At 41.3% G+C, this 21917-nt stretch carries 13 protein-coding genes; all 13 read right to left on the bottom strand.

Going from position 1 to position 21917, the window contains the following annotated elements; all coding sequences use genetic code 11:
- Positions 1-19 precede the first annotated feature (19 nt).
- The gene (locus AC0IWZ_RS23250) at positions 20-6307 is read right to left on the bottom strand and encodes a strawberry notch C-terminal domain-containing protein (protein WP_471680541.1); all 6288 of its coding nucleotides are present in this window, start codon (positions 6305-6307) and stop codon (positions 20-22) included.
- 66 nt (positions 6308-6373) lie between these two features.
- The gene (locus tag AC0IWZ_RS23255) at positions 6374-7651 is read right to left on the bottom strand and encodes a hypothetical protein (RefSeq protein ID WP_471679232.1); all 1278 of its coding nucleotides are present in this window, start codon (positions 7649-7651) and stop codon (positions 6374-6376) included.
- Positions 7652-7878: 227 nt separating this feature from the next.
- Positions 7879-8967 (bottom strand): replication initiation protein, encoded by a 1089-nt coding sequence (locus AC0IWZ_RS23260; RefSeq protein WP_471679233.1) that lies wholly within the window; start codon positions 8965-8967, stop codon positions 7879-7881.
- A gap of 2159 nt (positions 8968-11126) precedes the next feature.
- Entirely contained in the window at positions 11127-11594 is a 468-nt protein-coding gene (locus AC0IWZ_RS23265) for a single-stranded DNA-binding protein (protein ID WP_471679234.1), read from the bottom strand.
- Between the two features lie 85 nt (positions 11595-11679).
- Positions 11680-12183, bottom strand: coding sequence for a single-stranded DNA-binding protein (locus tag AC0IWZ_RS23270; protein WP_471679235.1), 504 nt, complete (start codon positions 12181-12183; stop codon positions 11680-11682).
- 13 nt (positions 12184-12196) lie between these two features.
- Entirely contained in the window at positions 12197-12766 is a 570-nt protein-coding gene (locus tag AC0IWZ_RS23275) for a transglycosylase SLT domain-containing protein (protein ID WP_471680542.1), read from the bottom strand.
- The gene (locus AC0IWZ_RS23280) at positions 12763-13371 is read right to left on the bottom strand and encodes a hypothetical protein (protein WP_471679237.1); all 609 of its coding nucleotides are present in this window, start codon (positions 13369-13371) and stop codon (positions 12763-12765) included. The genes AC0IWZ_RS23275 and AC0IWZ_RS23280 overlap by 4 nt, the downstream gene beginning before the upstream one ends.
- A gap of 95 nt (positions 13372-13466) precedes the next feature.
- Positions 13467-13895: an H-NS family histone-like protein gene (locus AC0IWZ_RS23285; protein ID WP_471680543.1), complete on the bottom strand. Its 429-nt coding sequence runs from the start codon at positions 13893-13895 to the stop codon at positions 13467-13469.
- Positions 13896-13990: 95 nt separating this feature from the next.
- Positions 13991-16702: a TraM recognition domain-containing protein gene (locus AC0IWZ_RS23290; RefSeq protein WP_471679239.1), complete on the bottom strand. Its 2712-nt coding sequence runs from the start codon at positions 16700-16702 to the stop codon at positions 13991-13993.
- A gap of 17 nt (positions 16703-16719) precedes the next feature.
- Positions 16720-19803, bottom strand: a complete 3084-nt coding sequence (locus AC0IWZ_RS23295) for a type IV secretion protein DotO (protein ID WP_471679240.1) — start codon at positions 19801-19803, stop codon at positions 16720-16722.
- Position 19804: 1 nt separating this feature from the next.
- On the bottom strand, positions 19805-19987 hold the full coding sequence (locus tag AC0IWZ_RS23300; protein ID WP_471679241.1) for a hypothetical protein: 183 nt from the start codon (positions 19985-19987) through the stop codon (positions 19805-19807).
- Complete coding sequence (locus AC0IWZ_RS23305) at positions 19987-21174, bottom strand: hypothetical protein (protein WP_471679242.1); 1188 nt, start codon at positions 21172-21174, stop codon at positions 19987-19989. Before AC0IWZ_RS23305 ends, AC0IWZ_RS23300 begins: the two co-directional genes overlap by 1 nt.
- Positions 21171-21896, bottom strand: coding sequence for an HNH endonuclease (locus AC0IWZ_RS23310; protein WP_471679243.1), 726 nt, complete (start codon positions 21894-21896; stop codon positions 21171-21173). Before AC0IWZ_RS23310 ends, AC0IWZ_RS23305 begins: the two co-directional genes overlap by 4 nt.
- Positions 21897-21917 lie beyond the last annotated feature (21 nt).

The following is a 21917-nucleotide window of genomic DNA, read 5'->3' on the forward strand; positions in this document are numbered from 1 at the left end:
GTATTCTGCATTAAATTAATTATGAGTTACAGGACATTTCCTCATCAATGCGATTGGAACGTGAATTCTTCAAATCAGCATTTTGAGATTTTATACTATCCAGAACAACTTTGTCGGGTTTGTGAACATAAAACTTACCAACGTGACCGCCCGATTGTAAACGTGAAAGTAATTCTGGCAATACGTCTGGTTCTATTCTAGCAAGCATTACCGATCTATTGCCAGAAAGAGCAATACCCAAACTGTTATTATTACTGTCTTTGCCTGTTTTAAATATGCTTCCATTCGTAATTAAATTATTGTTTGCAGATTTAGTGCCGTTAATTGTCATTTCATAGTAAGACCCATCACGACGACCTTTAAAAAGAATGACCACAAATTCCTTCGCTGCTTCCAAAGAATTGTTATTGGTAATCTTCAAGTCAGCAGTATTGTAACTGGTGCCATTTTTTTCAACCCACTCCTTCGCGTATCGAACAGCATCGCCAGCATTTAGAGAAAGCGGGACATCACGAATATCACTCGGACTAAACTTTGATTTCACCAGGATAGCGCGTTTACGGTTGCCATTCTCATCAGTATAGAGAGCCGGATAACCCATGTTTTTTTGAGCGGCCATTTCACTGGCACGATAAATATTACCTTCAAGAGTATTACGACGAAGCGTTATTGTACCGCCTTGCGCTGCATCAAAACGTTCCTGGGTACGGTTATACGACTTTCTTTCCCAATGGTTATAGTCATCAATATTCTTACCTGGCTCAATCATAACATCTGGAAAAACAGTAAGTGATACCTCATCACTACGCAAAGCAGCAAGAGAAATAGTTTTTAATAATTCATGACCCGGTATAGCAAACATAAGCCGATATTTAGAAAGATGGAACCGATCCTTCTTATATTTTGGAAACTCAACATTGACAAGCATTGCTATATGGGTTTCATCACTGTCCAAATCTTTCAACTCTATCTGACGGCCAATCTTCAAACCCCTGATGTTTTCCAGCAAGTAATCCGAAAGTTCCAGCGCTGCCATTGCACCATCAACACTGGCATCTTTGTTAAGCGAACGAATATCCATGACATTCGTAACTGTCCTTTTAAGTGTTTCAGGCAAATGTGACTGTACATATTCGAATTGATTATCATACAAAGCTCTTGAGTATTTTTTTAAAAATAACTCAGGAGTTGGTTCTTCATCGCCCACCTCTGAGCGCCCAAGAGCATAAGCACTTTTGGTATAAATTGACATTAACTCGACTAATTTATTAAAGCGCAATGGCTCAATAACCATATCATATTCAAGAGTTAGCAACTTAACGGGTTCATCGAAAGAACTATCCGATGCGTTAATATTCCCGGACATCAACTCTTCTTCATTAATAATCCTTGCATTCCATTCAAACACTGACACTTTAAACGGGTTTTTATTGGATTGATCCAGTTCTTCAATTTTTTCCTTATAACCCTCCACTAACGTATCAAGTATCAATTCCTGTTCACTGACACGGATCATCATCAGTCGGCTCATCAGTTTATTAATAAATGGATAATCAGAATTGTAATTTGAGGATTCACCAATTTTAGGAATTTTAATATCCAGATTTTTAGCAATATCAGGATGTTGACGTAAATAATTTAACGCCACTTCATCACCAATGTGGTTCAACAGATCAACATCCCCTTCAAGGTTTTCACTTTCACGATTACTTGTTGTATTTGCTGATAATTTACGTAGTTTGGAATTGTGCATCATGGTCTGCCGTGACTCTGCTGGCAACCCACTTTCAATGTTTGAGATTAAGGGAGGACAAACCTGGTCTTTACGGTTCACACGACCCATCCACTGCAAAAACTCAGCAATGTTGGCCGCTTTCTGCAAGACAATAAACTGGCGCTGACGTGAATCAGAATCTGCAAATCGGTCAGTGGCGTGAAGTGATATCCCCGTGGAGCCAGAACGAGTGATGACAATGGCATCCAGCTTACCGTTTTGGAACGCGGCCACATTGGCCACAGCGTTTGCTTTAGCATGAGTTTCCACCCTCCACATCCGCTTGTCATCAACATACTCTGGCTTTAACGACGTTTTACGTCCCGAGACTTCATCCACCCGATACCCCGCATCAATTAATTCAGCTTTGAATACATCGATAGGAGACAAAGGCAGATCCGGTAATTCACGAATTTTCTCACGTAGCGTTTCCTGCGCCTCAAAATATTCCTCATCATCGGCTGCGTTCTGGACGGTGACATCCCCATAGCGACCCACAATTTTAATCATGGCGATGCGGTCTAACATAATTTCCAGTAAATCCCTGAATTGCGGCGTGTTATCAAATAAAACGTCTTTTGCCGCTTCCGACAACTGGCTTTCCAGGGCAATACTCCGTCCTATCTGTTCCGGCGTCGGGTTAACCAGGCTATTAATGATCTCCAGCTCATTTTCAAGTTCTTCGGAGCCACAGCGTAGAGCAACTAATGTTTTGAGTAGTGACTCACCGGTATTTTCCACAGCAACAACCGGCTTACGCCCCTCTTTGATTGCCTCCAATGCATCGGCAATAGCTGAGTCAGTTTTACAGCCAAGCAGGAACTGACGCGTAATTTGATAAAGTCGAGAACCAAAATTCATGCTACTGGCGCTCATTCTGCTGCCTTTCCGTGCATGTTCAGGTATTGCTCCCCACTCTTGCGTTGCGGTGTCATTAATACCCTTCACCACTTCTGACACATCGCCGGACAGGAACGACAGTTCAGACATTATCCCGGCGACAACATCCATGAGTTCGCGGTTTCGTTCTTCAATTTTTTCGTCTGGGAAACGCGTCTGGAACGACAATTTTGAATAGTCATGCTCACGGCGAATAATCGCCCCATCCATTGCCATATTCGTGGATATGGCTTCCTGGAGGCTTTCACCACCTAACTCCAGTGTATCGGCCAGCGTTATCGTATCGACGGAGGGTGGAAGGCATTTGCTGTAGAGTCGGAAGTTTTTAACGCCCTTGATAGGTGTTGATGATGCATAAATAGCCCCGCTTGAACTAAAAACAGCATCACTGACAATTTCGGAAATTTGTGAAGCCCCGGCTGCAACATGGGATTCATCAAGCAATAACATACTGTTGTCATCAGTAATCGAGAGCAGAAGTTCAGACTTTTTGTTTTTACTGCGGTCACGTTGAAACTGAGAATAGGTTGACAATACCAGGTCCACAGAACTATCAAGCTCACCTGTATCAAGAGCAGTATTTAGTTCATTTTTTTGTGTAGCCGGGTAGAGAACCTCTGATTCAGAACCGTAGACTTTGATATCAACATTATTGTTGAATATGAACACTTTTTTGAACAAGTGCTCGCTGCCAATATCCCGAATATCACGGAAAATATCGGTGAAAAGCTCAGGTTTAATGGTCAAAAAAACAGGGAGTTTATTATTCAGTTTGGCATGGCGAAGCATCGCTGCAACAAAGCGACCTTTACCAATACCCGTCTGATCGGCATTGATCATGCCTCGCCCTTCTTCCACAGCATTAATACCCAGAGCAATAGCGTCTACCTGTTCTGGGCTGAAATATTTTCCAAGGTCTGGAAGCGAATATTGAAGTCGGTTAGCAACGTATTTATCAACATCCCCCACTTTGGAAACAAGTTTATCCATAGCCGAATAAACTGCCGCACTCATGTTGATAGGGATCATCGTGGAGGTTGCGCCGACCTGGCTTGTCGCAACATACGGAGCCTGAAATTCATTGGTATGACGCACAACTTCCGGCTTAATCGCGGGGATCACTGCATCAGTGACGGTTTCTTCAACTTGTTCTGTAATCTCAACCGTTTCAGCCTGGACCGCTTGTACCTTCGGCTGTTCAGGCTCACTTACTTCTGCTGTTGGGGATTCTTGAACATCCAGATTAGGGGATACTTTTTTCACTCGCTTCACTGGCGCGGCACGAACCGGTGATGGCGAAATATCAAGAGGAAGCACAGCGTCAATCACATTGTCTTGCTCATAAGAAGCAATACAGGTACGTGACCATTCCCATAGTTCATTGTAGGTATGCAACACCTGGAGTTTCTCAGGTACGTTTGTCTCTTCTGGGAAAGGTTTTCTGTCGCCCACAACTAAAATTCTGACGTTGTACGCAGACCCCTGGCGCGAATACAAACGGCCATCAACCTCAACTGCCCCGTGAACGTCATAGTAGTCATGAAGATAATTCATGAAACTACGGGTACGACCTTTAATTTCCCCATCTGATTGAGCACTATCAGCCCCTAAAATCAGTACCGCCCTGCCGCCAGCTTTCCGGCTCTCCAGTGCGCGTAAAGCTATGAAGTGATCGAGACGGCTGACTTTTTTTAATGGATGGAATTCACGAATGTTATCCATTTGCCCAAATGGTGGATTTGCAATCACATAATCAAAACCATCCGGTTGGACAAATGCCTGCATAAAATTCGTATTAGTGGCATCAGCCTGAATAATATCAGCTCCGGGAATGGATTCACGCAGTGCCTGAACACGCTCAGGATCGAGTTCAACCAATGATTTGTGGGCATTAATATTAAATAATAAGCCTCCATTCCCTGCAGTTGGCTCCAGAACGCGTTTGTTAGCCGTATCATGGTCATTGCCCACTAATACCGATTGAGCAATAACACTCAGCGGAAGCGGAGATGAAAATTGCTGTAACGTCACACTTTGAGCGGTTCGCATCCGGGCGACCGGCAAACCAAAGTACAGGTTTTGAGACATAATGAATGACTCTTCTGGACTTAACCCGTCATTTTGTTCCATAAAAACACGGTATGCAGCGGCTTCAATCGCCTCTTGCACCTGGTGAAGCCGGTTGTCATCAACACCTTCACGGGTATCAAAAACAGTTGCAGCAAACTTAGTTACATCAGTCCAGTTTTTACGCTCACCCCGGATAATCTCGAGAACAAAACCTTCCGCGCATGAGCGCAACTCTTGGCCTGTTGTGGCGTATAAGAAATCAGCTTTCTCACCTTGTTCACTGCTAATACTCTGAGTTGCACTCACTCGAGCAAAACGGCCAACGCTGCCAGTAAAGACTTTTTGTCCTTTTGCATTAAGTCCCAAATAATCTGATTTCAGTGCAACACTGTTTAAATTGACTTCAAATTTTTCAAACGCTTTTTCCCTGAAAAGAACGGGTATGCGGTCAATTTCTATATCTTTTAAAGGACAACGCTCAAGTTTTAACGCCGAAGCGATTTCAGAAGGTTTTAACTGCTGGCTCTCAGTATTTAAAACAAATATGCCCGATTCAAATCGCGGCTGGTTTTTTAATTGCCTAAAACCGATTTCTTTAATACCGGAAAGACAATCATTTTTTTGGATGTAATCGTCATTATCGATGAGCATCAGACGATCCTTTCCATCTGAAAACTTTTGTTCACCCAAATAAATGCCAAGTGAATCCAGATTAACCCATTTAACAACTTTCACCGGTTCAACCGGTTTCTGTTCGATAACAACATTCTGGATACAAGCCTGGGCAATGATTGCGGCGTGTTCTGACATAGCCGATGTATGGCCAAACTCATCCGCAACATCGTTAAAAAGCTCATGCAATCGGTTAAGTTTTTTTTCATTCTCAAGCTTGAATAAATTAACAGCAGTTGAGAAATCATGACCTTCAACTTCAACTAATTGATTTATCTGAGCATAGACGACCTTAGCTTCAACTACTGGACTCATACGGGAATATAAGGTTGTGTAGTTTGCAAAGTTACGACGCCAGCCTTCATGAATTGCCTTATCAACTACCAACATGGCCGTATGAAAAGCATTATCCGTATAATCCCGAAAGTAGTGTGCGGTTGCAGCTTCTTGCAATATCAGGTCATCACTCTCTGCGTCCTTAGAATACTTTTCAATGTAAACAATGTTATCTACATTGAGTACAACGTAACGCATATCACTTTTGGGATTCACTAAAACAAGTGCGCCCTGGTCCTGTAAAAATTGGCCGGTTAAATTGGCACGAGAATTTTCATTCCCAGCAAGTAATTCCATGTCCCGGACAAGTGACATAGGTAATGGTTTATTACAACGCAAAAATGTCCCGCCGAGCACACCATCTACCGGCGTGAATTCAGGATCAATAGCACTGACAGCATGAATGAGCTGTATCCAAACTGGCCTGAATGAGTAGTAGTAGTAGTAGTAATCGCTTGCCAGAACAATAGGTTGGCTTATTAAACCTTCAAAATCCACCGCATGTGAACGGTCAATAACCTTCATAACTTCTTTGCTGATGGTTTCATCTTTCATATGGTAATTACCTAAAAAAAGAGAGGGATTCCCCTCTCTTAATAATCATCGAGTGTTGTAAGTTGTTTAGATGGCCATCGGCGCTGGAGAGGAAAGTTCATCTGAATGGTTATTTTTAGACTCAGGATCTGTCGGTAACACAAGTTCTACAGGTTCAGGTTTAGCCAGAACTGCAACACTCAAATCATTAAGTGGAACCTGGACAGGATATGTTTCTTTTGGTGATGCATAAACCGCATACGGTGTCCCGTCTGGGTGACGCTGGATACCCACGACAGTCGGCGTATAACCATTTTTAACGGAAACATGCTTACCATCCTGCTCGCCACCACCAGGTAGGTCATAGCCCTGCAACTGGTAGCGACGTTTAACAAATTTATCATTCAGATAGGTTTTACGGCTGTCTGATCCGAACTCAATTTTTTGAGCTGGTAGCACCTGGATAACCAACTGCCCCGCTTTCGCTCCATAAAAAATGTTGGCATTACGCGCTTGAGAGCTGGCATCATTGAACACAGGAGGGTTTTCATCCCCCTCCAGCCCCGCGACAAGCGCACGGATCACATCAGCCTGCTGATCAACATAGCCACCGGCTGCCCCAACGACATTACCCGACATAATGGCCGTCATCGTGCTTTTACCATCCAGCTTTACGGCCACATCTTTATTACTGCCCAAGTTTTGATCGTAAACACTTTTGGTGCCAGTAGCCGGGTACAGACGAGCAGTGCCATAAATCTGGCCATTGTATTCAATACGCACAATGGCGAATGGATCACGACCGCGATTTTTATCATCAGTAATTTCAACGGCTTCGGTAAGAAAATTACGAATATTTGAGCCATCTACAACTTTCGCATCATCGATGAGTTCAACAAATGCCTGAGCGCTTTTCTGATTTTCACCCGCTTCACGTAAACGGATGTGACCCATACCAGAAATGATTTCTGCGTCAGATGAAGTTGAGATAGTCTGCGGCCAGTGCGCTCTGTACTCAGAGATGCCCCCTGCGTCACTGATGAGCATGGCATCATCTAAAGCAAGTAGAGTGATACCTGCTTTGCTTTTAGCTGCCAGGGTATCACGGGTATTTTCACCAGAAACATACATAGAACGAATTCTGTCAGGATCTTGTTTCGGACGCTCTTTGATACGTTCATCAATAGTGGTGAGACGAACACGAATCTGCTGTTCTGGATTATCAAAGTTATGGCCAACTGCGTAATGAGCACCATTATCAGGCAAATCATAATGCGTGACATTCAAAAACAGACGTACTGGTTTTACTGATTTTGGCCTTTCGTAATTAGATTTTTGTTTTAGCGCATCAGGATCGAATGACATATTTAAACCCTCAAGATTAATTAACTATTTGACTATATCAAGAGGTGAACAATCATCAAGATTGAATAAATAACCGCTAAAAAACCGTTAAATACAATGTCATTCTTTATCGAATTAAATTAATAACTTAGCGACATACAGACATGTCAAAAATGTATATCTCAGCTACATTTTTGACATGCAAAAAAGCGGCTAAAAAGCCGCTAAATTGATTTATTTGATTTGTTTTATGCGTCTGGTTTTTGTTTTTTAGATTTTTTACCAGATTTAAGACTATCAATGATTTGTTGTATTTCATTTGCTTTTGAGGAGGAACCTGAATTTACATAATACCCCTTCAATCGTACAAGGTCTGTTTTAGTCAGTTCTAAAGCAGGATCGTAAGCTTTTAACTCCTCTCTGAAATCAATCAGGATTTTAATGCAACGTTGCCACCATTCAAATTCAAGATTAGAGCCAGCTTTGGCATTTGGGCGTGAGGGTAATCGCTTTCTTACTGGTGCGAACGTAATAGAAGTATTCTGTTCAAGTATCGTAAAAATAAATCCAGTGACTTTTTTCCCCTGTTTAACCGTATCGTATGTCACTGTTAAATCAGTAAAATGAGTAATTTTCTTTATAGCAGGTTCAATAACATCTCTTTTGAGGGTTGAAATCAATTCGTACTTTCCTGTTACCCCAAAACTTTCTTTAAGCTCATCAACACCAATAACAGGAGTTACTATCACGCCAGTTTCTTTACGATATTTTTTTAAATTTCTGAATTGAGATAGATATTGGTACAAACGCATAGAGAATGGAGTATCAAGCTTTGCTAATTCAGCGAAATTGTATTTGGTGAACTTATCAGAAAAGTCATACAGATAAGGAATAAGTTCTGGAGCAAAACGAAGGCTAATGTGTGAAGAATCCTGATCGTCTACAAACTCCGCGTAGGTAAACCAACGTTGTTTAGCCAGTATGCTTCTATTATTTTCATCCACAGTGTAAGTAATGATTGTTCTATCGAACAACCCTTCGGTTATAGAACGAAGTCTTTCCCAGACTGAGTTTGACTTAATACCCCATGCTTCAATGAATTCCAGTGGGGTAATTTTAATCTTTGGAACCATGCCTTTGACAAATTTTACCGGCGTTTCAATCTTGTTCATCGCGAGAAATACGACACGCATTTCATCAACAGACATGCTGTAAGTAGCATTAATAAGTGAATTCGTCTGAACAATGTTCTGAGGCGTCTTGTGCGGTATATCCAGCACAGTATCATCTGGGTAGAGTGTTGTTAATACGGTCAGTGCAGATTCATTATTGTCCATAAAAGCCACCATAGAATTATTATGAAGTGACTATAGCAAGATGCATGAAATTTTCAATTGGATTTATCATGTATTGAGTGAAAAGTGTCACACTGACCGAACCTAAGTGATTTAAATGATTTCAGTGACAACCCTAACTCCCAGATTACGCATAGTTGCTGAGGTATTGTCCATTCGCACTCCCAAAATACGCATAGTTGGAGGAAGCAACGACCACCTTCACTCCCAAAATACGCATAGTTGGAGGATGCAACGGCCACCTTCACTCCCAAAATACGCATAGTTGGAGGAAACAGCGGCCACCTTCACTCCCAAAACACGCATAGTTGGAGGAAACAACGGCCACCTTCACTCCCAAAACACGCATAGTTGGAGGAAACAACGGCCACCTTCACTCCCAAAATACGCATAGTTGGGGTTTTCATTGTTCTTTAAGCCCCTCAATTCACAAATAATTGAATTTTTGCAACGCCCTTCACGGTTCCTTCCCCAACTCCCAAATTACGCATAGTTGTTGAGGCGTCAGCTTAAACGACTCCCAAATTACGCATAATTAGGGCAGCACCGCCCATTCGACTCCCAAAATACGCATAGTTAGTGCGGCACCGCCCATTCGACTCCCAAAATACGCATAGTTAGAGGAGAACTAGAATGTATGGATTCGAAAAAATGATTAGTTAGAGGACTCAGCGCCGTTTCTGACTCCCAAATTACGCATAGTTATTAGGTTAAGCGGCCTTTCTGACTCCCAGATTACGCATAGTTGAGGAATAACCGTTGATGAATGCCCTATCAGGGTGAATTGGGGGCTAGGCCACATATCCACTCCCAAAATACGCATAGTTGAGGAGGATAAACCCATTGCCTACTTCCGAACGGGACAGTTCTAGAAATGATTTATTGAGGTTTTTAAATGTTAAACTAGACGAAAATTAATTTCGTTTTGAATACTTACATTCCGATTTTATCTCAATGCGATCAGGGTTTTGACTCCCAGATTACGCATAGTTGCACTCCCGGATTACGCATAGTTTGGACTCCCAGATTACGCATAGTTGGACTCCCAGAATACGCATAGTTGGACTCCCAGATTTCGCATAGTTGGACTCCCAGATTACGCATAGTTGGACTCCCAGATTACGCATAGTTGGACTCCCAGATTACGCATAGTTGGACTCCCAAATTACGCATAGTTGTTTCGTCCAGGAAAGCTCACCGCTTTGCTTTATTAACAAGTTATCCACAGAACAGTCGTTTCAAAAGTTATCCACTCCCAAATTACGCATAGTTCACTCCCAGAATACGCATAGTTGGACTCCCAAATTACGCATAGTTCACTCCCAGAATACGCATAATTGACTCCCAGAATACGCATAATACAGTTTTTATTGTATTGTTTTAACAGGATAAAATCGCACTGAATATACTTCAGTATTGTTTTTAAGACCTTGAATTTAAAAACCAAGATCTTGAAAAAAAAAGAAAATAAATGCGCTGCCGCACTGCTCCGCAGCTTGTCATTTTTTTTTGTATTTTTTTGATTCTTTCAGATGGATCTGCAAGTGAACAGCCATTTAAACCACCTGAGAGCGATTGTGAGGGTTTTTTCTGGCAAGAATGAGCGAAGGTACTACTTACGATAGCCAAGCGCTTAAAATGCTTCTGAGCGCGTTTTAGGTAATGCATAGATTAAAGGTTATGAGGACAGGATCTAGATTTGGATCGTCTCTGGATCATCTTCTGATCCAGTTAAGATCATGTAGCGAAATGCACATAATTTGTGACACCAAAGTATACCAGGATTTTGTTGATTTATCCAGGCCATGCAGTGACAAAAGAAGGTATCCAGTTCTACGAATTTCTTAGACTGTTCTCATACAAAAAAACAGACACTGCTGATCCAGATCAGACCCTTCATGTAGTGATGCATTCAAAGCAATACCAAAAGTTAAGCACTGATAGAACGCCCCCTACTTTGCAGCACTATAACGACCTCGCTTACGCGGAGTCGCTATAGTGCCACTTTGCATCGGCCTGCGGAGTTGGGATGACAACAGAACGTCATTTCTGATGAACAGAGGTTCTGTTTTATTGGATGATTAGGTGATACTTTTGCTAAAGAAAAATTACGTATGATGCTGATTTATAATATAAGAACTCTAGAATGGCTGGTCATCGTCAAAGTCCATTGGTGGCTCATTATTAGACGGTGCCGGTGAACTCTGCTGTGGTGTAGATGGTGAATTGCCGCCAGCCGGTGCGCCTGCACTTCCTCCCGCTCTTGCGCCTAGCATCTGCATAGTGCCGCCTACATTGACAATAATCTCAGTGGTGTATTTTTCTACGCCAGCCTGGTCAGTCCATTTGCGAGTTTGTAATGCGCCTTCAATATAAACCTGTGAACCTTTACGAAGATATTCACCGGCCACTTCTGCGAGCTTGCCGAACAGCACAACACGGTGCCATTCAGTTTTCTCTTTGGCTTCGCCAGTCTGCTTATCACGCCAGGTATCGGATGTGGCGAGCGTTATATTGGCAACTGCGCCGCCATTTGGCATGTACCGTACTTCTGGATCTTGCCCTAAATTACCAACGAGAATGACTTTGTTTACACCGCGAGAAGACATTGTTATTTCCTTTTGTTAATAAACTGCATAGCACCCAGGAGAGTTGAAATCTTAGGATTAAGTAATAAATGATTTAAAACGACGGTCAGACTGTTTCTGCTACATGTTCCTGACTATAAGGAGGCTCTTGTTGCCCTTCCCTGTTGTTTCCTTCATCGACAGTTTGATTGGCAGCGCTTTGCTGGCCATGCTCGGGCGTGTTTTCTTTAGGTTTCGCAAAACGCAGGATTTGAATGTCAGTGGCATTAATGTCAATGATGGTTTCTCTGACGACATCAACATTTTCATTTCCGTCCTGGCGAACTTCTGTCTTGCGGGTATGTTGGCCAAGAACACCTGACATGGCGATTTGTGCGCCCTTGAGCAAGTGTTTGCAATAGAATTCAAATGAATGATTTCTAGCACTGACATTTACCCAGAACCAGTGTGTATCATCTTTCCACTCACCTGGTTTATCAGGATCAGGAATGCGAGCGTCTACCGCAATGCTGAACGCCAGACCGGTTACATCTCCGGTATCACGATTTTTATTAAGGCGACGATCCTGACCGATAAAACCAATGAGCTGGACATTATTATGTGCAGACATTTATAAATCCTCTTTACTTGTAGGCTATAGAGTAATCACCATTTCTTTCTAGCCATTTCCCCCAGGCGATAGCTAAAGGGATAAGTTTACGTTTATAGATAGTGTTGAACTTCTCTGTTTTACTGTGATAATTAGCGACTCGTGTCCAGTAATCAAAATCGCTATTTTCATTGATTCTTTTTTTAAGCAACCATGCTGCAAGTTCTGCGTTATAACAACCGCGTAATGCTACGTCCCGATAATCTAAATCTAGAACACCATCAAATTTTTTCCCAACCCAGTGAATGGTATTAATTTGAAAGTGTCCCATGTCATAAGAACCATTTGAATTTCTGACCCATTGCCCATTTCTGCCATTTTCCATGCTAGATAATGCAAGTAATATATTGGCAGGAACATTTTGTTTTTTAGCAGCACTGATGACACAGTTTATCGTTGCCGGTCTTTCTGAATACAACTCAGGATTATCAGTTGGTCGTGGTGGCAAAGAAATATTTTGATTTGTACCCACACTGGCTAATGCCACTGATTCATTAATTAAGAAAAGGGATGCAGCAAAACTAAAACAAATTATTGATTTCATATAATCCATTTCCCCTCTAGTAACCATTTCCGAAAAGACCCAGGTACAAAGATATGACCTGTTGCTACCTGCCATGCCCGGTAACTTCGCTTCATTGCATATAAGAAGGCTAAAAGGGATACAGCCAGATTATTGGCAGACAGAAGCAGCGCCCCTCCGGTCGCGAAGATATAACCTGTGTAAATGAACATCGATAATGCCAGAATGAAAAAAAAGCGAGAAACATACACATGCTGTTTTTCACTTTTCGCAATTTGTTCCTGATTACCACTCTCTGCAAGAAAACGTTGAACCTCATTTTTTCTAATATCAATAATTTTCGACTGAATTAGGTCTGGAGGACTGACAATAGAAAACTCGCAGTTATTACAGGAATAAGATGAAACGCTGATTTTTTCGTTTGGGGCGTTATCGAAGTTCATCTCATTTTTGATTTTATTTAACGTGCCTTTATTACATTCAGGACAAATTGGGTTTCGCAAATTAGCCCATAACGACTTAATGATGACATGACCATCTTTAAGTTGATTAAATCCAATTATCCTTGCAGGCATAGATAAAAATAGAAATCGGGATGCTGATTTTAATTTACTTTTCTTATTCATAAAATAACCCTTGCGAATTAATTTATGAAATATAAATCGCAAGGGTTATTTAATCAAGTGTAATTACAGAAGAGTTGAAATAAAAGTAATATTGTTTATTTCTTAATTAAAAAATCCTGCAATGTCTTTCCATTGTGGGATATTTCATTATTAATTCGTCTAGGGGTTCTTCCCTGACCTGTCCAGGTTCGATATTGACCTAATTCATCAATGTACTCGTATTTCGGCTCATTAGTACGAGTCTTAATTTTCTTTGGCTTAGTCTCAATAAATGATTTTTGTTCCTCATCAGAGAGTAACTCCTGGGGATTAATCCCAAGATGCTCCATTTGCTGTCTGATGAGATCCACTTTTTTCAGGCGTTCTTGGTGCGCAAGACGCATAGCCTCTTCGTCCCGGTCACGTTCGTCAATGATAACGGTTAATTTATGAACAAACTCCCTGATCTGTTCCGTGGAAACAGGTTTTAGAGTCGCCCGTAATGTTTTTAAGTTACCTACTACACGGAAAAAATTGTCGCTCATCATCTACTCTTATAAGTACCTGCTCTTATAAATAAAACTTCCATCGTAATTGTAGGGCAATTACAAGCTGCTAAGCACAGAAACTCTACCACAAATCAAACGATGTAATGTTTTTTTAGGTAATCCCCACACACGCTTGAAAGGTCGAGAATCGACTGTCGCATTTTATTCACATCAACTTTTTCTGGCGTCTGGCCATCGAGGTACGAGGTACTTTCGAGAAGTCGCTGATACTCATTATCAATATCATCTTTGATATCCCGGATGATTTTGGCCGTAACTTTGCGACCACGGCTGAAAAGAGACATAAGCTGAGCATGATACATTGCAGACACCACATTACGTGAACCTGAGTGTGTGCGCTGACTCTCAACTTCATCATTTTCGGAAAAGTTGAAGTAGACCTTCATTTTATTAGTAAAATTCTCGCTATCCTGGCGTGTTACCGGCTCCTGAGTTGTGTAGAAACTGACTTGCTGAGTATCCAGATTAATGTGTTCATAATCATCTTCAAAATCAGATTGATCGACGGTAAGAGCAATTGCTGCAGACACGTAATCATCCAGAGATGATAATACGTCAAATAATTCGAGAGCTTCCTTTTTGTCTGATGGTTCCACCAAATCAGGTAGGTAATCATGTTCTTCCATAAGGCTGATGGGTTTGATTGTTATCTCATCAGCAGCGTCATTGGCCTGGATAGCAGGTTGAGCCTGAGCTTCTTGAGCTTCTTTCTTGTCCTCAACAGGTAAAGTAAAAGTAAACTCACTATTACCCAATACCAGAGACATGGCCACTTGCGCACAAGCAAGATCACGACTCACTAATCCCTGGTTATTCTTTGTTTTTCCCAAATATTCATTCAGGGATGAAAGCGCTGTGAAACTTTTAAGCAAAGGTAATTCGTCAATTTTTGTACGCATTGCTAGTTGCAATTTGTTATTGCCGATCAAGCTAGTTATGGTGTTTAAATCAATCAACACCTGCGGTAAGTCGCTTGGTTCTGGCGGCACTATTGGAACAAAATCATTGAGTCGCATTTCTTTAGGGGATTTACTGGCCGTGTAAAAACCGCGACCCCGAATGACGCGTACACCACCTTCCTTGCCTTTATTTTCCTTTTTACCTATCACAAACGTGAAATCACCATTTTCCTGCAGTGCAAAATCATCATAATGAACACGCTGCTTTTGTGTTAGTTGGACGTTATCACCAAGTCTATGATTGTCATTAAGCATACCAACACTGCGTTCATAACTAGAAATTTCGGCCTCAGTTGCGGTACTTGTTGCCCCAACAATGCGCTTCCATGTTTCTGATTCCTCACCGGAGGTTAAACGCCCAAATACGCGAATATTGGTGTTTTCCCAGGTTGCATCGGCCTCTTCAACGGAGGATTTTTTAAGGCTGGAAAAGTCCTGCGCGGCGAACGTCATAGAGAAGCCGAGAGAACGGGCTTGCGCCGGGGCAACGGCAAAGCCAACTACAGCGTAATAACCATATTCATCGAAAATTGTATAGAACGGGAATTCGGAGTTGGTTGGACGGCTGTCGATGATTTCTCGCACCACACCTTCCACTCTGTTACCCAGACACCCGGCCATCATTTGTTTGACGGAGCCAACTATAAGTTTTCCGAGCATTTGCAGGCTATCAGGTGAGTTTTCCAGAGCTGGCAGCAGTACAATCAGTAAACGACGGTTTATCACTACATCGTAAAAATCTACATCACCACGCTTTACTTTAAAAATGTGACCGTAGTTATAAGTCAAATCGTTAAAAATACGCGTAAGCTGCATCACGATAAAACCGTGTTGCTCCAGTGTTTTAGTTTCCTGTTTTTTACGCTTGGCATCTGTGTTTTGATAGCCAGGTAAGGTGACAAGATAGTTTTTAAGAGGGGCAGCAATGACATCAAACTTTTCCCCGTATTTACCTCCGTGACAGAAGACCAAATCTTCTAGAACATGAAGTTCAAAGTAACTTAAATAGGTTTCAGGGGATAAATTGATGAATCCCTTATCACGAAGATAAACGAGTGGTCGTGTAATGGCTGCAACAAAGCTGATAGCGCGACCCTTCCACATGTCACCGCCACCACCCGAAGAATCCATTAAGCCAATGATTAATTCAATTAACATGCCTGATGACGTATTTGCCATCATATTCATGTTGTTTGTCACTTTATCCCGCTGTTTATCAACAAAGTCACGCCCGGAAGTAATAAAGTTGATAATCAGTAAATCCGGGACTCTCCCCATGATTCGACTGAGACGGAAGACTTCTTTTTGAAGTTTCGGATCGCCTTTACCATCAACATAAATACATCCGGTATTTTGAACCAGGGCATTGAAAAAAATACCCAGTAGATATTCTGTTTTACCTGAACCCGTGGTTCCCAGAACAAGGGAGTGAGTACGAAGATCTGAGTCACCGGCATAAATCTGTTCCTTGTGTTCAAGGTCAGTCCCGAGGTATGTAACCCCCTTCCCTTTTGACGCCCCATTTGGTGTAGAACCATCATAAACATCAGCATGAGAAGGGACACGATAAGGAAATTCAAAAACCAATTTGTCGAAGTTAACGTATTTACTTCTAAATGCCATGAAAAATAGCAGTAAAAACTCAGCCCAAAAAGGGATAAAAAAGAAGACGAATGAACATACACCCATGCTTAGTAATAAAATAATGACCAAATCAGGATCACGCATCGCATCATTAATACGCTGACTCAGTTTCCTGACATCCCGTTTTTTTTGCGATGCTTTTATTTCCCTTGAGTGGGCAATACCTTTAACCTTGCTCATTATTTTTATCCACTAAGTTAATATGCTGCTAAATATTTATCGGTTAACTCTTCCGCGATTTTTTCAATGATTTCCATTTCAAGTTTTTCATCATCAAAGTCGGCTTTCACACCTCTGGCCTGCTTCATTTTGATGACATAACTTTTGCACCCACCACCAGGGAATCGCGTAGCGAGCATTTCAATTGCCGCAATTTGATCCGGTATCCGTTCGTACATAAGTTTTCGAAGTTTTCGGTCTTCGGCTGTCGTAGATAAGCGCCATAATCTTTTTGCGCCAAGAGTTAATGTGTATAACTGATAAACCCAAGTTGAATTACTGTTTATGATTGCCATAAACGTAGTCCCGTCTCTACCTGGCCCATTGCAGTGCTTTTTCATCGCGCTTTCTGCAACATCAGTTAAAGGCGTATTATCTCGAAGATACTGTCGTGTCGCTGGCGTTCCAGACTCAAGTAAAATAATTGAGGAAGCCATTTTCATCAGATTACGGAAGTCCTCTGGTAACTGAGATAAAATATTTATCTCAAGAAGCCATTTACGTGATTCACGGGCATACGCCTCAATTGTATTTTCTAGCTGCGCATTGCCACCCGTATTATGGTATTCATCCATAGTAAATGATTTCAATTCGTCGATAAGGTCGTTAACGAGTTTTTTATAATACTTTAAATAAAGTGGCCGAATTGATTTAAGAGTTTCTTCTGAGTATGCGATTTTCTTAAAGAAACATTGAGTCGATATCATATACATAATGGATGTTTTATGCATTTGAACCGGATCTTTTCCTTTTGACACAACATCCTGTAAATCCAAAGCGATAACTCTTGCACTACCAATGTCAAAACTAGTAGCAGAACTAAATAATGGATATTGTTCTGTTGCAGAAGAAAGCCCCCAATTAAATAAGCTTAAAAGTTTATTCCCTTCAGATTGGATTTCACCAAAGCGTTGCTGAAATTCAGAAGAGCCGGTAACGCTTGCAAAGTCTGAAAGAATAGGCACGGCTGCTCGTTGTGCTACTTCTGCTTCATAATGGAAACCCAGCTCAAAAAGGCGATCAACAATGGTATACCAGGGTGTTGAATTCTCGATAACATGGATAGCGGAATCTTTTATGACTTTATCCACGTTAGGATAGCGACCAGATGTATAGGTGTTAGGTTGCCCCTTATCACCTGTATCTTTCAGTTTATAAACTTCTTCTACAACCGCTGAAACGATAGAGTTCATCCCCGAAAAAGGTAAACCGCTACGTTCTGGCGGTGTAATCAATAACGTAATGAAGTTTACGATAAAGCTTTTAATTTCGGGTAATGGATAACGCCCCCCCAGGTGTATATCGCAGGGATTTATACAATCATCACTGGTATTCTGCAGGCGTTTATACAATGCCAGGTGTTTCAGATCATCCGGCAGAGCATCCTGAACGGCTTCAATGAAACCTTTAGAGCTGATACCAATATCAATATACCCAAGGTACGGAATACGGTTGTTCCCGCCCATCAAAAGAACATCCAGATTCATTGAGTTAACGGTCACAGATTTACCACTGCCAGGCCGACCGGCAAACAGATTGAGCCAAAGTGTTTGTTTGTCAGAAAAGCGTTCCCATGGAAGAAGTTTCCCGCATTTGCTGCGCATCAAAGTTGTAGAATTTGAGTAGAGGCTTGATGGTCGTGTTAGTGGTGCCAGACTCAGCGCCTCGCTTAATGGTGCAGGAGCAGCATTGCCGATATGTTTATGGGAAAGACAAAGAGCACTGGACTGAAAAGCCAACATTGGATCTCCCGTTTTCTCAACTATTGTTGAACCACCCCATGATTCCAGTGCTTTCCACAGCTTTCGCTTACGCAAAAGCAGCTCTTTATAATTTTCACTGTCTGCCCAGGTCATAGCTGACATTTTCAATTTAACGATGTTTTCGCCGTCGCGCTGCAGGTCATTAAGAGCATGTCTGGAGGCATTAATGTTTTTGTTAACCGTGCTGGCAACGGCAAGAATACTGGAAAATATAGATTTGAACCTATAAACACTCATACCATCAGATTCAATCATCATAGAGAAAGAAAATGGCATTGCTTTGCTTTTGCCATCCTGACGTGTATCAGTTGCATTCAAGTCATTAAATAATTTATTAAAAGTTAAGTCCTGAGTCTCTGACGGAGGAAGTTTAAACATAAGAGGGGCAAACAAACGGCTACCCACTTTAATGAGCGTTGGATCATTTGAGGGATCACTTGAGTCGCTGCTGTTCTCACCTCGTTTGGTCGATGACATAGAACCAACCATGATTTGCTCGGCAATATCAGGAAACATAAATTCTGATTTATCTGTTTCGTCGCTATTATTTTTCCAACGTGGAGGAACGGAACGAGGAGCGCTGGACAGCGGATCTACATATGGTATAGCCGGATTCCATACATTTGTAGACACATCAGGAATTACATTTTCTCGGATACTACGTAATGCATCACGAACATCCAGTATTTCGAGTGAAAAGTTTTTTTTGAAAACATTGTTCACGTTGTTTACATAAGCCAAGTGGCGGTCTTTTAAATATGAAATTGGACGTAGTAAATTTTGCGCGGTTTTGAATGATGGCCATTCATGAGCTTTACGGAACTGGTCTTTTTCGTTATTGGATAATTTAAGTTCAATATTATCAAGCAATGCTGGTTTAGACCAAAGAACGATAAAACATTTTTCGGAGTAAACATAGCGCGAATAGACATCAGCAACTTCATCAATAATGTCTTCAATATTAAGAGACAACTTTGATGCTGTTACTTTTTGTGATGCAATAATATTATGTAGCTCTGAAAGTTGCATGAAATCGCGAACAAAAAGGAACTGTAGCGCATGGCCTCTCTGATTAAAAAATGGTTTGATTGCATTAGTAAACGATTTAATGAAATCATTAAAATCATCTTGACCAAGAATGCTATTTTTACCTTTGAAATCAATTATCGTGCCTAGAGAACCATCAAGCATAACAAGACTGTTCAGACCATCTACTGTCTCTATTTCGCAATAATCAGTAACGTCTGTTTTCAGTGTTCTGAAAATATGAAGCAATGCAGCTTCCAGTTTACTCGCCATATCATTCACCCTTCTTTCTTGAATTAATACTATCTACAAGGAGCTTAATGTTTGCAGCCAGTAGTTCTACATTGTTTTCATTACTTATGATTAATGAGTCCAGATAAATCACATCAGCAGTAATTCCTTCGCTACGGATAAATGCCTCAATATTGAATAAACCAAGCCTGGTCGGGTTTTCCATCAACCTCCTCCTGATTTTAATAACTGTAAATGAGAGGATGGCGGTAACAGGCCGCTCTCCAGGCTGGATTTAATGTAGTGACCAAGCATACCTTCGGGGTAATCAAGGCAGACCATACCTGTTCCATATAAGCCGACGCGACAATTTAAATTTAATAAGTTCTGCGCGTGATTAAACATAATCATGCGGTCAGCAGCACGAAACCAGGCGGCAGCAGCAGTATAATTATTTGAATTGTCTTTTTTATGATTAACTTTAGTTGTCAGTGCAGTCCATAGTAACTCAGCCGTAATTCCCGCGCTGTAACATAATGAATCAAACTGCCCATTAGGTAGACATTCAAGAACTGGTGTCACTTTTCCAGCATTTTCATTTATAAGAATTTCTTTAACATCAATATTAGCAAACTTCCTTATAATATCCCATTCAATATTAGTCATCCATTCTCGCGTTAATCCAGAACCACTTCCCCAGGATAAAAGCGTTGCCATTTCAGGATCAATATTACGCAACCCCATTTTCACCAAAAAAGGTGTTTTAATGCTTTCTAACCAAGGCTCAGATTTAGATGGGATATCAATAAAACGTTTCCATCCTCTATCGGATGGAACTGGCGTGGACAGTACAGCTCTTGCATGTTCAAGCCGATTTGGTTTAACGGTCAGATTTGAGGAAGATTTACTGCGACCAGAACCAGAAACTACTATGACGATTGAATGCTGTACCACCGGTAAAAAATAGTCACAAATTTCAGCTGGCAAACCTGATTCCGGTGCATTTAATAAACGAGAGAAATCTGCATTCAGATGCTGTGAACGCGAAGTAACACCAAAGCGGGAGTGTGAATAGGTGATAATATTCTGGGCTATCATCGCTAACGACTCGGCCAGCACATCAGGGGTAATGAAACGTTCATCAAGACCAAGTTCCTGAGTGATCTGCTTAAACCGGGTACGAAGCCACATGTCATGGCGTAAATTTGGAAGGTTATACAAACGCAAAAACTGAAATAAATCAGGGCTAATATTTGTATACCAGATTACGTCAGAAGCCAGGTCATGTAATGATTTTAGGCGTTTAGCTTTTTCACCTGATACCGCTGCCCAACACATATCCAGGCTGTTGATGTTTCGACGGGAATATTGCTGCTCTGGAATATCAAAAACGGCCACACCACATTTCATCATGTTATTTCACCTGCCGCATTTTGAAGTTGTTCAAACAGTACCTTATAGGCATCCAGATTATGGGTTTTCCAGCCGCTAGAGCTGAAATATTTTTCCAGTTGATTATCTGTAAATGCATTATGTGTAGGGACTAAGACAAGACCACTCAGCATTGTCTCTCGTTGTGAATAAAGTTCTTCATCACAGGTCGAGAGATATTGAGCAAGAATAATCGGTTTAGTTAAATTGATTTTATCTGATTGCGTTAACTGACTTAATTTAGCACCTCTACTTTGAAACACAGAATAAAGAGCTTCCAGGCTATCTTTTTTTTGCTTTGCGCCCTCCTCTTCGGATTTTGATAAAATATATCGTTGCATGAAAATAATACGACAAATGCCATTGACATCTGTTTGCTTCATTTCAGGTATGTATGCGAGGAATCCCGCGTTTCGAATGGCTGTCATGCCCAAGTGATGAACGGCATGGCATAAATTGCAGATTGTAACTAAATTGCTTTTATCATTGTGGCCGTGGTCATCATCTAAATGATGCACTTCCTGAAACGAATCAAATTTAAAACCACAAAACTGGCATTTATGATCATCGCGTTGAAAGATACTTTCACGAATATCTTTATATTTCTCATCTTTTAAAATGGCGTGTTCATCATCCTGTCGCCAGAGTTTTCTTTTAACACCAAGAATGGGCTGTCTGGTTTGACCATCAGAAAGCTTTATCATTTTTTTTCCTATAAAAAAGAG

The organism is Buttiauxella sp. AC142 (genome assembly GCF_979253435.1).

Coding starts and splice junctions, on each gene's coding strand:
- AC0IWZ_RS23270 (WP_471679235.1), bottom strand. CDS start 12,183: ATGTCTGCACATAATAATGTCCAGCTCATTGGTTTTATCGGTCAGGAT.
- AC0IWZ_RS23280 (WP_471679237.1), bottom strand. CDS start 13,371: ATGAATAAGAAAAGTAAATTAAAATCAGCATCCCGATTTCTATTTTTA.
- AC0IWZ_RS23275 (WP_471680542.1), bottom strand. CDS start 12,766: ATGAAATCAATAATTTGTTTTAGTTTTGCTGCATCCCTTTTCTTAATT.
- AC0IWZ_RS23260 (WP_471679233.1), bottom strand. CDS start 8,967: ATGGACAATAATGAATCTGCACTGACCGTATTAACAACACTCTACCCA.
- AC0IWZ_RS23295 (WP_471679240.1), bottom strand. CDS start 19,803: ATGGCGAGTAAACTGGAAGCTGCATTGCTTCATATTTTCAGAACACTG.
- AC0IWZ_RS23300 (WP_471679241.1), bottom strand. CDS start 19,987: ATGGAAAACCCGACCAGGCTTGGTTTATTCAATATTGAGGCATTTATC.
- AC0IWZ_RS23255 (WP_471679232.1), bottom strand. CDS start 7,651: ATGTCATTCGATCCTGATGCGCTAAAACAAAAATCTAATTACGAAAGG.
- AC0IWZ_RS23290 (WP_471679239.1), bottom strand. CDS start 16,702: ATGAGCAAGGTTAAAGGTATTGCCCACTCAAGGGAAATAAAAGCATCG.
- AC0IWZ_RS23265 (WP_471679234.1), bottom strand. CDS start 11,594: ATGTCTTCTCGCGGTGTAAACAAAGTCATTCTCGTTGGTAATTTAGGG.
- AC0IWZ_RS23310 (WP_471679243.1), bottom strand. CDS start 21,896: ATGATAAAGCTTTCTGATGGTCAAACCAGACAGCCCATTCTTGGTGTT.
- AC0IWZ_RS23250 (WP_471680541.1), bottom strand. CDS start 6,307: ATGAAAGATGAAACCATCAGCAAAGAAGTTATGAAGGTTATTGACCGT.
- AC0IWZ_RS23305 (WP_471679242.1), bottom strand. CDS start 21,174: ATGATGAAATGTGGTGTGGCCGTTTTTGATATTCCAGAGCAGCAATAT.
- AC0IWZ_RS23285 (WP_471680543.1), bottom strand. CDS start 13,895: ATGAGCGACAATTTTTTCCGTGTAGTAGGTAACTTAAAAACATTACGG.